Origin of the sequence: uncultured Algoriphagus sp. (assembly GCF_963974365.1) — a bacterium.
Taxonomy (GTDB): Bacteria; Bacteroidota; Bacteroidia; order Cytophagales; family Cyclobacteriaceae; genus Algoriphagus.
Genome location: NZ_CAXBBX010000017.1, coordinates 15332 through 36625 on the forward strand (window position 1 = coordinate 15332; position 21294 = coordinate 36625).

Annotated in this window: 17 protein-coding genes; 8 read left to right on the plus strand and 9 right to left on the minus strand. The window is 40.4% G+C overall.

What is annotated here, in order from left to right; genetic code table 11:
- Window positions 1-152 precede the first annotated feature (152 nt).
- Window positions 153-995, plus strand: coding sequence for a UbiA family prenyltransferase (locus tag AACZ87_RS19920; protein WP_339869808.1), 843 nt, complete (start codon window positions 153-155; stop codon window positions 993-995).
- On the opposite strand, the gene AACZ87_RS19925 is transcribed toward AACZ87_RS19920, so the two are convergent.
- Window positions 992-2107: an NAD(P)/FAD-dependent oxidoreductase gene (locus AACZ87_RS19925; RefSeq protein WP_339869810.1), complete on the minus strand. Its 1116-nt coding sequence runs from the start codon at window positions 2105-2107 to the stop codon at window positions 992-994. The two genes, AACZ87_RS19920 and AACZ87_RS19925, sit on opposite strands and share 4 nt — an antisense overlap.
- A 107-nt stretch (window positions 2108-2214) precedes the next feature.
- Here AACZ87_RS19925 and AACZ87_RS19930 point away from each other — a divergent pair, with 107 nt between their 5' ends.
- Together AACZ87_RS19930 and AACZ87_RS19935 are read left to right on the plus strand one after the other, a co-directional pair.
- Window positions 2215-4740 carry a zinc-dependent metalloprotease gene (locus AACZ87_RS19930; RefSeq protein WP_339869812.1) on the plus strand — a complete coding sequence of 842 codons (2526 nt, stop codon included), beginning with the start codon at window positions 2215-2217 and terminating at the stop codon, window positions 4738-4740.
- A 283-nt stretch (window positions 4741-5023) separates the two neighbouring features.
- Window positions 5024-5431, plus strand: a complete 408-nt coding sequence (locus tag AACZ87_RS19935) for a transcriptional repressor (protein ID WP_339869814.1) — start codon at window positions 5024-5026, stop codon at window positions 5429-5431.
- On the opposite strand, the gene AACZ87_RS19940 is transcribed toward AACZ87_RS19935, so the two are convergent.
- On the minus strand, window positions 5428-5655 hold the full coding sequence (locus AACZ87_RS19940; RefSeq protein ID WP_339869815.1) for a hypothetical protein: 228 nt from the start codon (window positions 5653-5655) through the stop codon (window positions 5428-5430). The two genes, AACZ87_RS19935 and AACZ87_RS19940, sit on opposite strands and share 4 nt — an antisense overlap.
- 150 nt (window positions 5656-5805) lie before the next feature.
- Here AACZ87_RS19940 and AACZ87_RS19945 point away from each other — a divergent pair, with 150 nt between their 5' ends.
- On the plus strand, window positions 5806-6279 hold the full coding sequence (locus tag AACZ87_RS19945) for a YcxB family protein (protein WP_339869816.1): 474 nt from the start codon (window positions 5806-5808) through the stop codon (window positions 6277-6279).
- 194 nt (window positions 6280-6473) lie between these two features.
- On the opposite strand, the gene AACZ87_RS19950 is transcribed toward AACZ87_RS19945, so the two are convergent.
- Both AACZ87_RS19950 and AACZ87_RS19955 read right to left on the minus strand, forming a co-directional pair.
- Entirely contained in the window at window positions 6474-9599 is a 3126-nt protein-coding gene (locus tag AACZ87_RS19950; RefSeq protein ID WP_339869818.1) for a S41 family peptidase, read from the minus strand.
- Between the two features lie 105 nt (window positions 9600-9704).
- On the minus strand, window positions 9705-10211 hold the full coding sequence (locus AACZ87_RS19955) for a fasciclin domain-containing protein (protein WP_339869820.1): 507 nt from the start codon (window positions 10209-10211) through the stop codon (window positions 9705-9707).
- Window positions 10212-10399: 188 nt separating this feature from the next.
- Here AACZ87_RS19955 and rlmH point away from each other — a divergent pair, with 188 nt between their 5' ends.
- Together rlmH and AACZ87_RS19965 are read left to right on the plus strand one after the other, a co-directional pair.
- Window positions 10400-10873, plus strand: a complete 474-nt coding sequence (gene rlmH / locus AACZ87_RS19960; protein ID WP_339869822.1) for a 23S rRNA (pseudouridine(1915)-N(3))-methyltransferase RlmH — start codon at window positions 10400-10402, stop codon at window positions 10871-10873.
- Between the two features lie 231 nt (window positions 10874-11104).
- Entirely contained in the window at window positions 11105-11926 is an 822-nt protein-coding gene (locus AACZ87_RS19965; protein ID WP_339869823.1) for a hypothetical protein, read from the plus strand.
- Between the two features lie 293 nt (window positions 11927-12219).
- Here AACZ87_RS19965 and AACZ87_RS19970 read toward each other — a convergent pair whose 3' ends face one another.
- The 3 genes from AACZ87_RS19970 to AACZ87_RS19980 form a co-directional block, all read right to left on the minus strand.
- Window positions 12220-12735 (minus strand): peptidylprolyl isomerase, encoded by a 516-nt coding sequence (locus AACZ87_RS19970; RefSeq protein ID WP_339869825.1) that lies wholly within the window; start codon window positions 12733-12735, stop codon window positions 12220-12222.
- A gap of 144 nt (window positions 12736-12879) precedes the next feature.
- Window positions 12880-14511, minus strand: a complete 1632-nt coding sequence (locus AACZ87_RS19975; protein ID WP_339869827.1) for a capsule assembly Wzi family protein — start codon at window positions 14509-14511, stop codon at window positions 12880-12882.
- A 77-nt stretch (window positions 14512-14588) separates the two neighbouring features.
- Entirely contained in the window at window positions 14589-15254 is a 666-nt protein-coding gene (locus AACZ87_RS19980; protein WP_339869828.1) for a hypothetical protein, read from the minus strand.
- 138 nt (window positions 15255-15392) lie between these two features.
- On the opposite strand from AACZ87_RS19980, the gene wecB reads away from it, so the two are divergent.
- Both wecB and AACZ87_RS19990 read left to right on the plus strand, forming a co-directional pair.
- The gene (wecB, locus tag AACZ87_RS19985) at window positions 15393-16493 is read left to right on the plus strand and encodes a UDP-N-acetylglucosamine 2-epimerase (non-hydrolyzing) (RefSeq protein ID WP_339869830.1); all 1101 of its coding nucleotides are present in this window, start codon (window positions 15393-15395) and stop codon (window positions 16491-16493) included.
- A gap of 1 nt (window position 16494) precedes the next feature.
- Complete coding sequence (locus tag AACZ87_RS19990; RefSeq protein WP_339869831.1) at window positions 16495-16983, plus strand: cupin domain-containing protein; 489 nt, start codon at window positions 16495-16497, stop codon at window positions 16981-16983.
- A 47-nt stretch (window positions 16984-17030) separates the two neighbouring features.
- Here AACZ87_RS19990 and AACZ87_RS19995 read toward each other — a convergent pair whose 3' ends face one another.
- Window positions 17031-19934, minus strand: a complete 2904-nt coding sequence (locus AACZ87_RS19995; protein ID WP_339869832.1) for a TonB-dependent receptor — start codon at window positions 19932-19934, stop codon at window positions 17031-17033.
- Between the two features lie 79 nt (window positions 19935-20013).
- Entirely contained in the window at window positions 20014-21249 is a 1236-nt protein-coding gene (locus AACZ87_RS20000; RefSeq protein ID WP_339869834.1) for a hypothetical protein, read from the minus strand.
- Window positions 21250-21294: the final 45 nt, after the last annotated feature.

Consider the following 21294-nt stretch of genomic DNA (forward strand, 5'->3'; position numbering starts at 1 on the left):
AGTTCTTCTGATCAAGTTAATTGAATATATCTAAATTGGCGGAATGCATTGTAACTATCTCCATCTGGAATAGTTATCAGCTCAACCTCATTTACGATATGATCTCTAGTTCTAGCCTTAAGCATCTTCGAATTCCCTTTTCACTCTTTTTGATGCCCATCTTTTTTTTTGCTTTGGCACTCACTCCCAACCATAATGAGTCGAGAATTCTTTGGGTGTTTATTGCTCTTCATCTTTTTCTGTATCCGTCAAGTAACGGCTACAACAGTTATTTTGATAAGGACGAAGAAAGTATCGGCGGACTAAAGCATCCACCTAAAGTCACAAAAGACCTTTATTGGCTTTCATTGGTCTTTTTCCTCATTGCGATTGGAATTGGAGCAAGTATCAATTTCAGTGTGGCGCTTATGATTTTGATTTATGGGCTGGTGAGTATGGCTTATTCTCACCCCTCCATCCGGATCAAAAAGTATCCTTGGCTGAGTTGGTTCATTGCTGGATTTTTCCAAGGATATTTCACGTTTGCCACCGCTTATGCCGGACTTAGCAATTTAAGTTGGGAAGTCCTATACAAGCCTCATGTGCTGATCCCAGGTCTGTTTACCAGCTTGATGTTGTGGGGGAACTATCCGCTGACACAGGTTTATCAACATAGCGAAGATGCTCGGAGAGGCGACCGAACATTAAGTTTGGTGTTGGGAATAAAAGGCACTTTTCTTTTTTCAGCCATGGCATTTATGGTGACCGGCACTGGGTTCGCGTGGTTTTTCTTTGACCGTAATCAACTCAACATTCTTTGGATTTATCTAGCTGCGATGACCCCAATTATGCTTTACTTTTTGACTTGGTTTAATTTCATCCGAGTGAATCCATCTAAGTATGCTAATTATAACTGGGCAATGGGGATGAATTATTTCTCGGCATTAGCGCTCAATGCTTTCTTCATTTATTACTTTCTGGAAAACACGCAGATCATACAAGCTCTGGGCTATTAAAAAGGTTTTCCGTGCGTATTCTTTATGATTTGATCTGAAATAAAAGGCACATGCTGAATTAACTTTCTTGTCAATATCGATGCTTGATATGAACCGAAAAGGCGCTGAACATTCCTGCCGAGCCAGAGTCTCTGCTCAAAAAGTGATTTCCAGGAATGCTCATATCGCGCTTCTACTTCATCTCTGGACTTCCCTTCCAAAATTGCTTCTGCCGCCAATTTTCCCGCATGAATAGCCATAGCCATACCATTGCCACAAAGTGGAGTGATTAATCCCGCCGAATCACCTGCCATGAGAATGTGATTTTCTACGGGATTTTTCCGCTCAAAATTGATTTCATTGATCACTTCTGGCTTGTCAAAAAGGATTTCACTTTCCGTGAAAAATTGTTTCAGGCTAGGGTTTTTCCACAAAACTTCTCGTTCCATTGCCTCAATTGAGCCATATTTCCTCAGCTGCTCACGATCCCCCAAATAGCACATGTTGACTTTGCCTTCCTCTATGGTGTTCAGCCCACAATACCCTCCTTTGAAATTATAAAGCGCAACTGTGCTTCTATCGAAATCAGTCTTTATGTGATATTTAACCCCTATATAAGGACTTCTCTTTTCGATGAATGCTCGTTTGAGTGTTTTGTCCAGTTTAGATCGCTTGCCAAAAGCTCCTATTACATTGTCAGATTTTATCTCTGTTCCATCTGTCAACTCGATCCTAAAAAAATTCTCCTTTTCATCAAAATCCACGGTATCTACTTGTACTCCAGTTTGTACTGCCCCACCTTTTTCCAAAACTTTATGATAGATATGATCATCTAGCACATAGCGGCTCACGCCAAAGCCCCCTAAGTCCAGAGGAGTGGTGACGCTCTTCCCGGTAGTGTCAGAAAAAAGAAATGAGGTAATCACAGGAAGTCTAAACTGATCAGGTAAAAGATTCTCCCTTTCTAAAAAATCACGTACTTCATTAGAGAGGTATTCTCCACATACCCGATGAAAGGGATAGTGCTTTTTTTCGACCAAAAGTACCTCATGTCCGCTCTTGGCCAATAAATAAGTTGAAATCAAACCTGCCAGGCCACCTCCAATTACGACCGTATTATACTTATCGTTCACAGTTCTGCCTTTAATTTTATATATAAACCGCTCATCAAAAATGAATGCTCCTTACAGTTGCTTTCCAGAAATTCACGGTTTAGAAAATACCTAACCAAATAATAACTATGAGAAATACGATACCCAAATTACTCAAGAGATTAACACTAGTCCTTGGCGTAATGGGTGTAATGTTTTATTCTACGGATACTTTTGCTCAGAAAAAGAAGAAAAAGGATGCCAAGAAGGAAACGTCCGCACCAGCAACCCCAGCCAAACCAAAAGGTAATGATTCAGATCCAAAACCTTACAAAGATGTAATCACTGCTAAGGCAAAATCTAAGGATGGCCTTTTCAAGGTTCATCAGATTGAAGACAAATACTACTACGAAATCCCCGACTCTTTACTCGGAAGAGACATGCTCATGGTCACCACTATCGCTAAAACTGCTGATGGTTTAGGCTATGGTGGAGAGCGTACAAACACATTAATGCTTCGTTGGGAAAAATACAACAACGATATCCATCTAAAGGTTATCTCTGTAAATAACTACGCCGCAGATTCTCTTCCTATCGCGTTGGCTGTGAAGAATTCCAACTTAGAGCCTTTGCTCCAAAAGTTTGCAATCAAATCTCTTGCAACGGATTCTACTGGAATCGTAATCGAAGCCACTGATCTATGGGCAAAAGATGTACAGGCTTTAGGCTTACCAAAAGGCCAGCGTACCGCTTACAAAGTAACTCGTCTGGATACAGACAGATCTTACATTGCTCATATTCATACCTATCCAATTAATATCGAAGCAAGGTATGTGATGACCTATAGTGCCAACGAGCCGCCATCAAACAGTTCTACTGGTTCAATTACATTGGAAATGAATTCTTCCATGTTACTTCTTCCAAAAGAGCCAATGAAGCAGCGTCTAGGAGATCAGCGTGTAGGATGGTTTAGCCGTTCTATCGTCGATTATGGAGCTGATGCTCAGAAAGCTCAGAATCGTACCTTCCTTGACAGATGGAGATTGGAAGTAAAAGACGAGGACATGGCTAAATTCAAGGCTGGCGAATTGGTTGAGCCGAAGAAGCAAATTGTTTATTACATCGACCCAGCTACCCCTAAGCAGTGGATTCCATACTTGATCGCAGGTGTGAATGACTGGCAGGTTGCATTTGAAGCTGCTGGTTTCAAAAATGCAATTGTAGCAAAATTAGCTCCTACTAAAGAAGAAGATCCTGATTGGAGCCCAGAAGATGCGAGATATTCCGTAATCAGATATTTTGCTTCCGACATCCAGAATGCTTACGGACCTCACGTGTCTGATCCTCGTTCAGGTGAAATCTTAGAATCAGATATCGGATGGTACCACAATGTGATGAACCTATTGAGAAATTGGTTCTTCATCCAAACTGCTGCGATCAATCCTGATGCACAGAGCGTACAATTTAAAGATGAAGTAATGGGTAGATTGGTACAGTTTGTCTCTTCTCACGAAGTAGGACACACCCTTGGACTTCCTCACAACTTTGCCTCTTCTCATGCTTATCCGGTAGAAAAACTAAGAGATGCTGCATTTACCAAAGAAATGGGAACAGCGCCATCGATCATGGATTACGCGCGATTCAACTACATCGCCCAGCCTGGTGATGAAGGTGTAAGTTTAATGCCAAACGTAGGTCCTTATGATAAATATGCTGTGGCTTGGGGTTACAGACCTATTCCTGATGCTGCTACTCCAGAAGATGAGTTGGCGACTTTAGATAAGTGGATTTTGGAAAAACAAGGCGATCCAATTTACAGATATGGACGTCAGGGAAATAGCTATGACCCTACTGCACAGAGCGAAGATTTGGGAGACAACTCAATGAAAGCTTCTGAATATGGTATCGCTAACCTGAAGAGAATCATGCCAAATCTAATGGAATGGACCGCTGAGTCAGGTAAACCTTACAAAGATTTTGATGATCTGGAAGAAATGTATGGCCAGGTAATCACTCAATTCAACAGATACATGGGTCATGTAAGAACCAATGTCGGTGGTGTTGCTGAAGTTTACAGAGCGGTTGGGCAGGATCTACCTGTCTATACTCATACTTCTAAGGACATTCAAAAGTCGGCTGTAGCGTTTCTAAATAATGAGCTTTTCACAACTCCAGAATGGATGATGCAGGATGACATCTTCGCGAGAACAGAAGATTTCGGAGCTTTAGAAAGAATCCGCGGTGTTCAGGCTGGTACGCTGAATTCAGTACTTGACTTAGGCAGACTTGGACGTGTGATCGAAAATGAAGCACTTAACGGTAACGACGCTTACAAGATAACTGAGCTATTCGATGACCTAAGAAAAGGTATTTGGTCAGAACTTCCTGCAGGCAAAACAATTGATGTGCATAGAAGAGCACTTCAGAGAGCCTACATCGAGCGCATGGAGTACCTCATGACTACTGACGGCCCTACTATCCCAGCTTCATTCAGAAGATATGTAGGCACGCAGATCAATGCTTCACAATCTGACATCAGACCAATGGCAAGAGGTGAATTGAAAACTCTACAAAGAGATATCAAATCAGCGATCTCCAGAACTTCAGACAGAATGTCTAAACTTCACTTGGAAGATGCATTAGAAAGAGTAAATGCCATTCTTGATCCGAAGTAAGGTTTAAGAAGAAACGATAAGTTAAATGGGCGCCAGTTTTGGTGCCCATTTTTTTTGCAAAATTTCGCCCGCAAGGGAGCTAAGGCGCAACTTTGATTAGCCCAATCAAATAATTCATTACCTCCAAGGTCATAGCTTTGATTATTTTCAAAAAGGTTTGCTTTGACTCGCAATAATTGGCGAATTGATTCTAATTTTTAAAAATCTTTGCACTGCAGCGCCTTTGCGGGATTTTCACCACTTGAAATCAATTTTTGATTAGTTTTGTTTCAAACACATGAACATGTCCTCACCACTTTCCATACTTCAGAGTCATAAACTACGCATCACAGATTGTCGGCAGGAAATTATCCGCGAGTTTCTGGACAAGCAGGTGGCGTTAGCTCATTCTGATTTAGAAGAATCTTTGGATAGCCAATTTGATCGGGTGACGATTTACAGAACGTTAAAAACTTTTGTGGACAAAGATGTGGTTCATAAAGTCCTCGATGACAGTGGAGCGACTAAATACGCCCTTTGCTCGCACGAAGAAGAAGATCACAACCATGAGCATGTACATTTCAAATGTGAAATCTGCGGAGAAACTACCTGCTTGGAATCGATCACGCTACCGAGCATCAAATTGCCAAACGGTTTCAAAAAGAAAGAAATGAGTTTACTGGTGCAAGGAATTTGCAATAAGTGCCATTAATACTCCACTGGCTCTGGCAGCCTTGTTTTCGGTGAATCAGTCGGCCATTGAACTCCTGGCGGTAGGTCAATTTTTGGTGGCGTAAAATCCTCTACCCCACCGTCTCCATCATCCTCACTGCTTCCTCCTTTTTTCAAAGAATTTTTTGTCATAGTTGCCATGACATATATAAGGATGACATAAGCCAAACCACACAGAATCAAATCGATTATTAGACTACTCATCGCTAAAAATTTGAGATAAGATAATTGAATACAAGATTTAAATCAATGGTAATGCCGATTTGTTTTCACACAAAGATCTTTTTTATGATTTAAGTGGGCTTGTTAATTCCCTTGGATAGGTGGATATTTGCGCTCTGAAAAAGAAAAGTGATGATAGTAAAAACAAAAAAATATCAACTCCCTACTGGCACCTATATCAAGATGGCTTTGGTCAATGTTTTGAAGGAACAATGGTGGGTTATTCCAATAGCATTAGTGATTATGTGCGGTTATTTTTGGATCCCTTCGATCTGGTGGATCATCGGGGCATTGATCGCATATGGCCTTTATGTACTGTTTTGGGCGATTCAATTCACTGGCGTTACGCAGATGGAGCAAAACAAGGTGATATTCGACAAGATGGCTTATGAGATAGACAGCCGTCAGATCCTGATGAAAATCAACACGAAGCAAGGTATGCCGATTCAGTGGAACATGATCAAAAATGCTGAAGTTAGAAAAGACGCTTATGTACTCTACATGTCAAAAGCTCAATTCATCCACCTCCCTTTCCGTATTTTCAATTCAGAAAATGAGCGAAAATTTATGGAAACTATCCTGAAACGTAAAGAGCTTGTGAAATAAGCACTTCCCCAAAATAATGCAAAAGCCTCCCAAATCGGGAGGCTTTTTGTCTTCAAAGGCATTCCAAATACGGTTTATATCCTGATTAGACGCAAATACTTTTTGCTGCCAAAAGTCAAAAAAAAAATCACATTTTTCATCATCTCCTATTTCATTCACTGAAGAAACCAACCGTAGCTACCTCCTCAGTTTCTTTATTTCAGCTTCTCCATAATCACCTGGATTGCTTTATCCAATTGCTTTTGATTTCCTTCCAGCCGATCCACAAATCCTTCTTCAACTCGGATATCAGGATCAACTCCCTCTTTTTCCAAGTTTCGCCCATCAAGGGTATAACATCCCCATGAAGGAAGTCTGTAGAACGAACCATCTACCAAGCCTTGGCCTGAAGTGAAGATAATCCAGCGATAAGTCTCCGTACCTATAATAGTACCCAATCCCAATTCCTTAAATCCTGCTGCTGTCATCTCTGCATCAGACAGTGATTGCTCATTGATAAGCAAAACAATTGGCTTATCTGATGGAGAAAAATTCGGCTGATTGGTCAGCGCTCCATCACGGTATTTCCACTGCAAGTAGCTTTTTTGACTTAGGAATTGTAAAACTTGATCGTGGACATTTCCGCCAGTATTGTACCGTAGATCCAAAATCAATCCTTCTCGATTTCCTTTGGTGGAAACCATGTACTCCAGAAAATGCTGCAGTTCTCCCCCACTCATATTTTTCATATGTACATAGGATATCTTCTCATCCGTTTTCGTATTTACATAGGCTTCATTCGTATCCATCCACTCATCATACAGCCAAGTTTTCATCGCATTGTAGGAAGTTGGGTGTACTTTGACTTTCACTTCTTCACCTGCTCTTTTGAAGGTCATTTCTAATTCATCATTAATAGACGGAGCTACAAAATAAGCTTCTCTATTTTTTGACTTATCCACATCTTTTCCGTTCACTGCAATCAGCTCGTCACCTGGTTTCACTGGAATAGGGTCAATATCAAGTGGACTATCTGATATCACTTTGTCCACAACGAATGGTGAATCATTTTTAAAGATAATCCCCGTTTCCATAGAGCGTGTTCCTAGATAGATCTCTTCTTCTTTTCCGCTGGAGTTGAATCCAAAATGAGATGTATTTAGCTCTCCAAGCATCTCATTAAAAATCAAGGTTAAATTGCCTCTGCTTCGCAAATAAGGTAGAAACTTAGAATATCTGTCTCTCAATTCCTGCCAGTTCTGTCCATGAAAATCACCGTCATAAAAGTTCTGCTCCATTCCTGCCCAAGCCTCATAATACATCTGCTCAAACTCATCTTTCAGATTTTTGGAGAAGGAATGGGATACTTTTATTTCCTCAGTTTTGTTAGTAGATGGATCGAGCGTACTTACTTTTCCACCAGCCAATAAGTATAACTTATCCTTACTTTCCACGATCTCATATCCCCCCATTCGATCATCACTGACTTTCTCTGTCTTTGGTCTTTCAAAATCTTCCAAGGTAGTTTTCCACATCTTTGAAGTTCCCTCATCGTGGTTAGAAATATAGAAAACAGTCGTCTTGCCATTCTTCTGATAAACATAAGGAGAGGATTGCTGACCAAAGCTAGGCCCAATCTGCTCTAGCCTTTCCATAAAGTCCCCTTCGGTAACTTTCACTTCAACTTTTTCTTCCTTTTTATCTTTATCCTCTTTCTCTTTCTCCGCAAAAAGCTCATCTACTTTATCTGATTCAAAGAGATCTGCAAACTTCTCTAGCTTCATTCTATACATGTGCGCCTCAGTAGTTCCATAAGGATAACTAGGCTGAGTACGGTCCGTGATGAAATAGATGTACTTACCATCAGGGGACCACACAGGATTTGTTTCTGTGACAAGCGTCTTTGTCAGATTAAGAGTTTTCTTAGAGGGTCTATGATAAATCATCACTTCTCTTTCAAAATTCCGAATTGGAGAAAAGACTATGTATTGGTCATCCGGGGAGAAAAATGCTTTTGGAGTATAGAGCCCCCAAAGTTCATCTTCCACAACTGTTTTACTTTCAAACGTTTTTAAATCAATTTCACGGACCATATTTCTTCCACTGATGTACACACCTAAGCTTCTACCCTTATTCAGAGTAAGCTCCCGATTTTTGTCCAGGTCAGTTGTCAATTGCTTTTCCTCGCCAGGATTCTGGGCTGATTGAGTAAACCAATTGTGATAGCCTTTTACAGTGCGGGAATAAATCAGCGTTTTGTTATCCGCCAACCACTTCACTTCCTCCACAGCTTCTTTTGAATCGGTCGGAATCTGTTTGACAAACTTTCCTTTCATGTCTGAGATAAAAAGTACTCCTCTAGATACAAAAGCCATTTTCTCACCATCTGACGACACATCAAAATAACTGATATTACCACCTACTTCTCTTGAGATTTCTTTTCCTAAGGTTTGATTTTGGAACAAGGTAAATGCAGGTTTACTCGTCACACCTGTCTCCACATCATACACGTGGATTTGATAGTCCTTTTGAAAAACAACCTTTTTGCCATTGGCACTCACTTTTGGCCACATCACAGAGGTAGGAAAGTCTGTCAGTTGGGTCTTTGTGTCGCCCTTGAATGTGTATAAATTATATTCTCCATTTGCCTCATCAGACATGAAGTAAACGTTTCCCTCTTGGTCTATGCTTGCCCCAAAGTCCTTCCCTTCGTAATCCGTGTATTGCTTGAAAGCTCTAGAAGTTGGATTATATGATTTAATGTCTGGATTATACTCTCCTTTGTAGCGTTTTCTGTGGGCAAAGCTTTTACTTTCCCAGCTTTCATTGAAAAATATCTCACCTGTTTTGGGATTGACAGCAGTGTTGTGAATAGTATTGAAGTAATTGGGAAAAAGACGTTTTGGTGTAGCCCCATCAATTGTAATCTCGAAAGCGGTGTATCTATTGTAGCGATCTGAGGTAAAATAAATCGTTTTACTATCCCAGCCCCATGAATCCACTTCATCTGTAGCCTCATGAAAAGTCAATTGCTGAATTTCTCCTCCGTCAATTGGCATCAGGAAGACATCCGTATTTCCATATTGCTCGGCTGAGAAAGCCAACCATTTTCCATCAGGAGATACAGCTGGTTTGGTTTCCTCACCAACCATAGCTGTCAATCTTACCGACTGGCCTCCAGCAGTAGGTACTTTCCAAAGATCGCCTTCGTAGCTGAAAATTATTGTTTCTCCATCCGGAGTAAGTGTAGGCCCAAAAGTAAAATAAGGAGAATCTAACGTTTGCGCTTGCGAAAAAGCATATACAAAAAATAGAAGGAGGGCAAAGTATACTATTCTCATTGCGTGGTTGTGTTAGGATAAGATTACTAAAGTTAAAAAACCACATCCAAAAAAAAAGCCCGTCTAAATAAGACAGGCTTTAGATGCTAAAATGGGTCTCTCAAATTACATTGGAGGCATAATCACTGTGTCGATCACGTGAACTACACCATTATCAGCTTCGATATCCGCTGCAGTTACTGTAGCATTGTTGATCATTGCTTTTCCATCTGCCAGAGTAACTTTGATTGAGCTTCCTTCAACAGTCTTAGCCATTTGGCCATTTTTCAAGTCAGAAGACATCACTTTCCCTGGTACGACATGGTAAGTAAGAATTTTTACCAATTGAGCCTTGTTTTCAGGCTTTAGCAAATTCTCCACTGTTCCTGCAGGAAGCTTCGCAAAAGCATCATTGGTCGGAGCAAAAACGGTAAAAGGACCATCTCCTTTCAAAGTAGCTACCAAATCCCCCGCTTTCACTGCTGCTACCAATGTGGTTAGGAAATCTTGAGAAACTGCCAAATCCACTATGTCCGCGTCAATTTTAGTTTCATGAACTGTGTTCATTTTGGGCGTAAAAGATGATACTACCACGAGCATCACTAACGTCATTACTAAGCCTAATTTTTTCATTGTTGTTAAGTGTTATAGTTATAATTGGTTGAATACATCTATAACCACACATCTAATCAATTGTTTTTCAGTTCTTTAAAAATTGTAGTTGACTCGTCAATGAAAAATTCAAAAAACATAGAACACCCCAATTTTAGACCTTTCAGGTACATTAATAGACCATAAATAGAAATTTCACATATTTGGGAATGCAAATCAAACTTATCGCAATAGGCAAAACTGATAGCAAAGCGATCATTTCTCTGATCGAGGAGTACAGCAAGCGTCTGAATTTTTATATCAAGTTTGAATTTGAAGTGATTCCAGACCTGAAAAAAACCAAATCTCTTTCGGAAGTCCTCCAAAAGGAGAAAGAAGGTGAATTGATTCTGAAAAATATCATCCCTTCCGATGACGTGATTTTATTAGACGAGCGTGGCAAAAGCTTTAGCTCTATGGATTTCTCAGCATTTCTTCAAAAGAAAATGAATAGCGGACTGAAGCAGCTAATTTTTGTCATAGGAGGTCCTTATGGTTTTTCAGATGAAGTGTATTCCCGGGCAAATGGCAAGCTTTCCATTTCCAAAATGACTTTTTCGCATCAGATGATACGCCCATTCTTTATCGAACAGCTCTACCGAGGGTTCACTATCCTGAGAAATGAACCCTATCACCACGAGTAGAAAGTAATCTGTCTCATTGATCAGTTGGATTCGCGCTAGAACTAATCATTTTATAGTTTAGAGGCTAGTTTCGGTCGGACGATGAATGCTCATTTCATACAATTCAGACTAAAAATCACCCACTAGCATTACTCCAATGTTAAGTTTTGAGTTGTCATATGATTTAATGTTACCAAATTGTTAACTTTACGTAACATCCAGCGTTAGATAATAACATTAGCTTCATCTATCTTGAAAAAAGTATTGCTCACATATCTTCTAATTTCAGCCTTTAGCTTTCTTGCCAAAGCTCAGGATGCTATTGGGATTTTAGATGAGTTAAGCTTTGACAACAGTTCAGAGAAAGAACTTTGGGAAGCGGGCCAAGAAAATCCCTATTTGCTTTTTAGAGCAGTTCAGGCAGAGAAATCACTTTCTGATGAAAAATGGAACGACTTACTCGCAAAATTGGATATGAGATTCGAGAAAAAAGGCACTCATATAAACGTGCTTCGACAAATTTTTGAAAAGTCTCACCAGAATTTATTTAAAGTATATGAGCAGCATTCTACTTTCAATGACATGCTCGATGAAGGTAAGTTTGACTGTGTGAGTGCTTCTGCAGCTTTAGCTTTATTGCTAGAGCGTTATGATTTCAGCTATAAAGTAGTAGAAACTGATTACCATGTGTTTATAGTAGTGAACTATGAGGGCAATGACATCATTTTGGAAAGTACACTTCCAATTGGCGGCATGATCACTGCACCTTCTGAGGTAGCATCATATTTAGAAGGGTATAAAGCCGATGCTACTGCGCAGCTAAAATCCTACAACCAACGTCTGGGAGCTCCAAAAGTAGATTTATCTGACAATGCAATTTTTAGAAAAGTCAACTTGACTCAATTAGCAGGCTTACAGTATTACAATGACGCCATCTCACATTTCAATGAGCAAAGTTTCGATAAGGCGACGGTTCAGCTTAATAAGGCTTTAAAGCTATACGGTTCAGATCGTATCGAAGGACTTAAAGCATTAGCCGAAGAGCAGGCAACTCTTCTTGCAAGCTCTAACTAAAAATGGCCTCCATATAGGAGGCCTAAATCTGTTGGAACAATCACCCCTGTTGTCCAAACAGCCCATTGAAAAATTACCTTTATCCAATTTTAGTAAACAAACTTTTTAATTAACAGAACTTGAATTCAAACCACAAAAGCTGTGAAGAATCCTATCAAGGAAGATTTTTTGATCAAATAAATTATAACTTCTCTTGTCCTATAACGGATAAAATCATTCGTTAAAATTATTCTACCTCTCTCTATAACCCTATACGACAAATGCCCTATTCGAAGAACAGGGCATTTGAATTTTTAGTGGTGGTGGTGTCCATCAGGACCATGAGCATGGCCGTGCTCGAGTTCCTCAGGCATTGCGTCTCTTACAGCGATTATTTTCCCCTCGAAGAATAGATCATATCCAGCTAGTGGAGGATTGAAGTCCATGTGAACTCCTTTGTAGTCAATCTTAGTGATCTCCCCGCGAATCTGACCGCCCTTGCTATCCTGCATTGGGATGACATTGCCTATTCGGAGCATATCCTTATTCACTTTCCCTTTTTCCTTAAAATTAGCTTTTGGAATAATGGTCTTTTTCTCCTCTATATAGTCACCATAGGCTTCATCAAAACCTAATAATGCAGAAAACTCCTCTCCAGCAGATTTGCCCAATAATGCTTCTTCGAATTTTGGAAATACTTCACCAGCATTAAAAAGAAAGTAAAATGGCTTATCCTCCGGGACAGATTCATACTGAACCATGCCAGTCTCTCCATCATCTACTTTGAGCTCATAGCAAACGGCTACTACTTTGTTCTTTTCTACTTTCATATGTTTAATAGTATTTTTTAGCTGACATATGCCTGCATTTCCCCAGACAGAAATTCTCTCAAGGTTGTAATTCTTCCAACCTGATGAGGCGATTGTCTTCCCTGTTTGAGCAAGCTGGATTTCATATATTCTTGAGACTCCTGCTTATTGAAATATGTACGCAAATCCAATTTGGCCTACGAAGTTCTTTCGGTCGTAACCCGGTACAAAATATTGATCAGGATTATTTTCCAAATACCATTTATAGTTTAAGGTATTCACGTATTGAAGTCGGGCATTCAGCAGGACATTGCCAAATTTCCAATCCCCGATCAGCGAAGGAACAAGATCTACATATTTGTTTCTCCAGTCTTTAGATGCCTCATATCTATAATAGTAGTAATCATTATTATAAACAATTCGCTCCATCTGGAAGCCTATTCTATTCATCTTATTCACCCAAGCCAATTCCAGAAAAATCACATTACTTGCAGGTCCATTTCCAGCTCCCAGTACTTGCCCGTTTTGTGTATACCCTTCGACGACATGCTCATGAATATACCAGGTATTAAGTGCTCTAATATCCTCTCTGATAGTCTGGCCGGTCTGCGTCATTTCAGAACTGATTTGGAAATAATGCCCTGGCTTTTTCAAACTCATCAAATGAGAAAATCCAAAGGTAAATGCACGACCAGACTCTGGGGTGATCATAAAGTCATTCAGCTTGCGGTCGTTGTCCCGAGTTCCATACTCACCATAGAATTCGAAGTGCCCTTCTGGGCTCAACCATCTGAAAAAGCCTGAGCTAAATTGCTGTCTCTTTTCTTGAGTAGGATCTACAATATTCTGCGCTTTTTTCCTTCCATTGAAAACGGGAAGAATATCACCTAAATCAGAAATATCATGTCGATACATCTGACTGGTAGATCCATATCCAAGAAATAGCCCAGGAACCCATTTAGGCTGATAAGTCAATATCAATCCTGATAAAAACCGCTTATTATCCTCCGGTTTTGGAATTAGAACATTGTTTTCTTGGATTCTATAATCAGGCCAAGGAGGCAAAAATCCTGATGATTTAAGAAACCCTCCGATCAATTGTCCTTCAAAGGATCCAATTTTTGTCTCTACAGGCTTTCTAGTGTTTGCGGTAAAATGAATAAATCCTGGAGCATTATTTCCAAGTAGAAGGGAATTCCGTCTTCCAGGTCCCCACCATAGGTTTTCGGAAGAAACACCAAACGAGTATTCTTTCAGATTATATCTAATGCTAGATTGACCTAGGTAAAGTTGTGTGTATGAACCCTCTCCAAATCGCTCAGGCATATCTATGCGATTCATATAGTCATAATAATACAGAATACTTAACTGATGCTCAATCGGAAATCCGAGGTAATCTCGATTTTGAGCCAATAGTAGCTCAGGCTGAAACTGTAAACTCAGCCCTCCATATTCCACATATGCACCTGGGCTTAGAATAGTTTGAGCCCCACGGTTTGGAATAAAAGCACCATCATTGACACCAAAGGCATAAGTAGAATTGTATTGAAATTTGACTACAGCCGGCATAAATAAAAACTTGCCCTTATTGTCTTTACCAAAAATCTTATGGACATGTGTGAGATCCATGTCCACCACAGAACTGTCGAGATCAAATCCATATTTTATCCCAAATGCAGAGGTTGGATAGAGGGGCCTGATCATAAATGACGTGGCTGAATCCACATCCCCAAGCAATTGTGCACGTCTCAGGTAATCATCCAGCACAGGAGTGCCCACGGGAACTGTTTGAGCCATTGTATAATGACTTATCAAAAGGAATAGTAGAGAAGCTCCTAAACAACTATTCAAAAATCTCCTTGTCTTCATCATTCTCATTTCAAAGTAAGGGCTTCAACTGTGACTGCGGCTAAAGACCAAGATTCGTCGCATTTAGGATCTGGAGAATTCTCAGCCACCAAATCCGAATTCATGAAGATTCTTGCATTGGAATTTTTATGCTCAATTATTTTAGAAACGCTATAACGCGTAGTGTAATTAGGGACGCTTCCAAATATGCAAAGTCCAGGCATGTTCGTTTGAATTGCGCCAGTCTTTGGTCTATTAGTCTGTGAAAAATCGTTTGGATAGGACTGGTAAAGGCAATAAGTCGATTCACAAGGTGTATTGGAAAAAGTAGTTCTGAAAATTTCCTCACTATCAACTCCAAAAAACCACTGGTCTGGACCACTTACGCCATCTGAAGTATTACCATCCCACGTATCATGGATTAGAATCTCAAGCGTCACCTTCAACAGGTTATGAGTAGGAAGACCCGTTAGATTTAGAGCAATTTCCTCATTGTGATAATAGCCTACAATAGTATCATTTTCAAAAATTAGTATCCTGCCATTCTCAAATCCTGCGAGGTCTAACGTTGAAAAATCATTGGAATAAACCACCTGTTCTGACTCAAGGGTTTCTGCACAAGAGAAAAATGAAATTACGGCCACTAGAAATAAAAGAGCTTGAACTCCTTTTGACCAAGTATAATGATGCATCAAATTCAGTTGGTTAAGAAAAGATAACCCTGCAAAGAAACAAAAAAGGAGCCAAACGAGACTTAACAAAACAAGGGTAATTTTAACCTAGGTCTCCAAAATGATTCGCTATTTTTGGTCAGAATATAAAATCAAGCGATGGCTACTTTTACTATTGTCGCAGGTGCGCGACCGAATTTCATGAAAATAGCACCTATACTTCATGCGATTATAAAAAAACAACAAGAAGGGATTGGAGTGAAATTCCGTCTAGTTCACACAGGGCAACATTATGATAAAAAGATGTCGGGTGACTTTTTTGAACAACTGAATATCCCTGAGCCCAATGCAAACTTAGGCGGAGGTGGCGGAACTCAGGCTGAACAAACGGCCGCTATTATGATCGCTTTTGAGAAGGAATTAATGGAAAATCGACCAGATTTGGTGTTAGTCGTGGGAGATGTCACCAGTACTTTAGCTTGCTCAATTACTGCCAAAAAACTCCAAATCGACGTAGCTCATGTGGAGGGAGGGATTCGCTCTGGGGACCTGACAATGCCAGAAGAAATCAATCGTATGGTGACAGATAGCATCACTGATCATTTTTTTACGACTTCTGAAATTGCAAATGCTAACCTGAGAAAAAGTGGATTTGCGGAAGAGAAAATTCATTACGTTGGCAATACAATGATTGATACGCTAATGGCTCAGATGCCTAGGTTCCAACAACCAGACGGTGAGATTTTCGAAAATTTGGAACAAGGAAAATACTTTGTCATGACGATGCACCGTCCTGCAAACGTGGATCAAGAGCATAAACTCAAAGCTATGATTGATGCAATTCTGGAAGGGACAAAAGGATTACCGATTATTTTTCCTGTGCATCCAAGAACTGCCAAAAACTTACAATCCCTTGGAATAAATGCTCCAAACCTACATATGAGTGATCCTTTGGGATATCTGGAATTCAATTACCTGGTAAAAAATGCCAAAGGTGTCATAACCGATTCAGGAGGAATAACTGAAGAAGCATCGGTCATGAACGTGCCTTGCATCACGCTTCGCGACAATACTGAACGTGCTGAAACCATCCACCTTGGCACCAATGAACTCGTAGGGACCGATCCAGCCAAGCTAAAACCTTATTTGGAAAAAATAATGCAAGGAGAATGGAAGCAATATCAGGGAATCCCTCTGTGGGATGGAAATACGGCTGTACGTATTGTGGACATATTGATAGATTCATACCCAGCCAGCTGATATGAATGTGAAAGAAAGAATTGCTTTTTTGGTAGATGCGCTGTCATTGATTCCTCATCCTGAAGGCGGATTTTATGCTGAGACCTACAGATCAGGAGAAACTATCCCAACAGAAACTGGTCAAAGAAATTTGACTACAGCTATTTACTTCCTGCTTACTTCCGAAAACGTATCCAAATTTCATCGGATCAAAAGTGATGAGCTTTGGTTTTTCCACGAAGGAAGTAATTTAACCATACATGCGTTGACTGAAAAAGGCCATCAGCAATTTTCACTAGGAATCCCCTCAAGTAAGAATAGCATAGCTCCTCAGCATTTGGTACGCGCCAACACTATTTTTGGAAGTTCTGTAGATAGCCCTGAGAGTTACGCTCTAGTTTCCTGTGTGGTCTCTCCAGGATTTGATTTTATGGATTTCGAGCTTTACGAAGCTGAAGATCTTCTAGAAAAATACCCAGATGCTTCCCCTATTATTAAGCGTCTGACATAAAAAAGGCTCCCTTTTGAGGAGCCTTTTTCACTTGTGGTAGTACTAGATTAGAATGAGAAAGAAACTCTCATGTTGATTTTTGTTCCTGGAGAAAGGCTACTGAAAATCTGATCTTGTGCCTCATAGGACTTGTAAACATACTCTTTCTTAGAATTCAGTATATTCTGTACACCAAAACCAGCTTGGATACGCTCATCTGCTCCGAAGGTCTTGTTGACATTCAAGTTCAAGCTATTGAATGGCACAGAATAAGTATCTGTTCTGTTTCCAAACCCAACATATTGAAGGGATGAACCTTGAACGTTATAAAACACCCCAGCTTCCCAACCAGTAGTAAAGGAATTGTAGCTCAAGCCTGTATTGATTAAATAAGGAGCTTGTCCTGCCATGTCTCTAGTATCGCCAATCACTTGACCTTCTCTTGCTGTCAATGATCTAGATCTGTATTCAGATTCAGACATTTTGATCTGAGACTTAGTAATAGTTACGTTCGTGTTCCAAGTGAAATTCTCGAAGCTAGGAGCGATGAATTTTAATGACTTTCTGAATTCAAATTCCAAACCTGCTACTGTACCATTACCCACGTTTCTAGGCTGGAAAGTGCCCGGATCTGAAAGGAATTGTACCATTTCGATAGGCTTTTCAAATGTCTTGTAGAATGCACTTACTGAAAGCATTTGACCTCTTTCCTGAAAAGCTTCCCATCTCAAATCAAAGTTGTTCACGTGAGTAGAAACGAGGTTACCGTCCCAAAGAACTTCTGTACCGCCGTTGGTAGTTTCTGGATAAAGCCCGCCAATAAACGTTCTACCGGTGATCGGGTCAAGGATTTCAGCATAAGAAAGTTCCTTGAAAGAAGGTCTGGCGATAGTTCTTGAAGCAGATGCACGAAGGTTTTGATTGTCTTTCAGATTGAAAATCAAGTTAACAGTAGGAAAGAAATCCATGTCATCCAATACTTCTACCAAATCATAATCGATCGTTCCTGTCTGGTTAGTACCAGTATAGTATTGGTTGAATTTCTCAACTCTCAATCCTACGATTGCTTTCAATTTCTCAGCAGGATTTGCTTCCAATGAAGCGTAGCCAGCAAAGTTTGTAGCAATCGAATTGTACGCATTCGCATTGATAGGAATAAAATCCGCATTATATCTTACACCATTTCTATTGTCAGCAGAGAAAAGGTTTTCGTCAAGCAAAATCTCATTTGGATCACCTGTGAATTCAGTATTTCCTGTAGCAAACTGGAAGCTTTGAATGTTGAAATCACGCTGCTTAAACACATAATTTCCACCAAACTTCACTTTACCTTGTCTTGAGAAAAGAGTCAGGTTTTTGGCAATATCGCCTTTGGCCACGATGCTGTATTCTTCCAAGTCTCTCCAGATTCTAGCAGGAAGACCCACTTCTGTAGACACCGTATTTGTAGGCTCTCTAAATCTTGTAAACCTAATGTCTGGATCAGAAATAGTAGACCTTGTAGGAGCTAATTTCCAGTTGATTTCCCAATCATTTCCATTGAGATAATGTGTGCCGGCAAGTAAAATACTCGTCAATCCTCTTTGGCTATACTCTAGGTTATATTGTCTAGCTTCGAAGTTTGCTCCCAGGTTGGTATTGATAAAAGCGAAATCAGCTGCCTTAGACTCGCCATTCTGCAAATGCATCAAATTCAATTTGAATTTGGAATTGTCCGTTTTCAACGCGATTCCTGCAAGTCCTCCAAGCAATACATTGTTTACACCAAAGTCTCCACGCTGTCTTTCCAAAGGCTCAAGCTCCGTCTGATCAGCCTCTCTAGGCTTAGCATACAAGTTATACTCCGCATCCTGGTAGAACTCTGTTTCATTCTTGTAGGTAAATGCAAAATTATAGCCCCACGTTGCTTTTTGCTTAGCTATCTGATTTCCTAAAGAAAAGCTAAGACCAACATCCATCAAGCTATTCGCTCTATATCCGCCTAGTGTTTTATTGAAATCACCTAGAATCTGCTGATACTCCAATCCTTGTGGACTATTTGGGTTACCTACTGCATCCCCGTACTGAGGGATATCCGTTCTTCCATCAGTAGGAATAGCTCTAGTTCCGTCATCGAAACCTAAAAAGTCTGTGCTACCACCGTCATATTTCAGGTAGTTTGAGTTGAAGTGCATCGATGGGTTGATACCTCCGCTGAGGCTCAATCTCATGGATTTTTCCTCAGGAAAATCTTTAGTTTCAATATCTACTACACCACCTGTGAAATCAGCAGGTAGTTCAGCAGTGAAAGATTTAGAAACGATAATATTGTCGATCACATTGGTAGGAAATATGTCCATCTGGATCGTATTTCTATCAGGATCAAGGCCTGGAATATCCACGCCATTCAAAACAGTTTTGGTGTATCTATCACCAAGTCCTCTTACATAGATGTATTTACCACCTTCGATGGACACACCCGTCACACGCTTTACAGCAGAAGCAGCATCACCATCACCAATCTGACGGAATGTGCTGGCTGATATACCATCGATTAAGTTAGCAGCATTTCTCTTGACAGAAAGTAGAGCTGACTCAGTAGTTCTGATCGCTGCAGCTGAAACAGTCACTGTCTCCAGATCAGAAGCTTCCTCAGCCATCATTAGATCACTGATCACATTTACTTCTCCAGCTTGCACCACTACCTCAGTAAGGTTGATGGAAGAGTAAGAAATGTAAGACACCTGCAATGTGTAGGTTCCTGGAGCTACTTTAATTTCAAATTTACCGTCGAAGTCAGTGACGGCGCCAGTAGATGTTTCTTTGACTAAAACTGAAACACCAAATAGAGGTTCGCCTGTACCTTCTTCGAAGATAGTACCACGAATGATACCGTTTTGGGCAAAAGCAAATCCTGCAAATACTTGAGAAAGTACTAACAGAATTAAAATCAGGAATCCCTTCATGAGTGGATTAGTAGATTGATTTTTCATACAGCAATTAGAATAAATTTCAAAAGAAGGAAGAAAGTAACCTTGCAAGTCCTTCCTTCCTTCTTTCAAAAGTGTTTGTTTATTTAAGATCAGATATTGCGCCTGCAGCTGAAGTCCAAGACCAAGTGCTAGCGAAAGCTGCTTTGTCAGCACCTACTGTGTTTGCTCCAGCGGCTACACTTGTAGCAGAGGCAGCAGTGCCATTTTTGAATACTGTCGTTAAAGCAACACCATCAGCAAGCGTAGCTTCAAGATTCATGAATTTCAATGATCCGTCAGCGAAAGTTGCCAATGTCTTGTCTCCGCTTAAAGAAAGATCGCCACGACCTTCAGTGTCAGCAGGATTAGCGAAATTAAAGAAGTAGATGTTTTCGAAAGTACCTCTCGCTCCATCTCTGAAGTCACCAAGTTCTGCTACAGCATTACCTTTTACAGTTCCGTTTTTCAACGTATGACCAGCATTATAAGAACCTTCTGGACCGTCAATTTCTAGGCAGTGATCAGTTTCGCCACCAGCAACTACGATGAAGTTATCCAGAGTACCAGCCCAAGCTTGGTCAGTATCAAGTCCGTCATCACCAGCATTCCAGATGATTGCATTTTTCACACTAACAGTACCGCCAAACCATTCGATTCCGTCATCTTGGTTGCCAATAACTTCTATGTTTTCAATTACAGTTCCTGAACCCACAGCACCTAATGTTAGGCCATTGATTTCGTTACCTTCACCGATGTTAGCACCACCATGACGGATAGATACATACTTTAGAGTTCCGGAGTTATCTGCGTCATCAGTTCCACCGTATAGTCCGTTAGTATCGGACGGCGGAATACCTTCGATTTGAGTTTCAGTTACGTCGCCGGCTAAAGATGCTTTGGCTTTACCTAGGATGATCAACCCACCCCAAAGACCAGAAAGGTCAGCCTCAAGATTTGGTGAAGCGATCTCACCTGGCATGATTTCGTCAGCGATTGTAGTAAAGATGATTGGAGACGTTGCAGTTCCTTGCGCATCTATTTTAGCACCTCTTGCAATAATCAAAGCCGTAGCGTTAGATCCAGATCCTACTTCGCCTTTTACGATAACGCCTGGCTGTATAGTAAGTGTGTTTCCAGCAGTAACTGCAATTCTACCACCTAGGACATACGTCTTACCAGTTTCCCAAGTAGTGTTAGAAGAAATGTTCGTATTTACCAATACGTCATCAGTTTCAGGATCAACAGGATCTACTGGTTTGTCATTTCCGTCGACACAGCTTGTGAATCCAATCACGATAGCTGCAAACAGGATAAATAGGGAATTGAACTTTTTCATTGATATTGAATAATTGATATGGTTTGCCTTATTTGATGTTGCAAA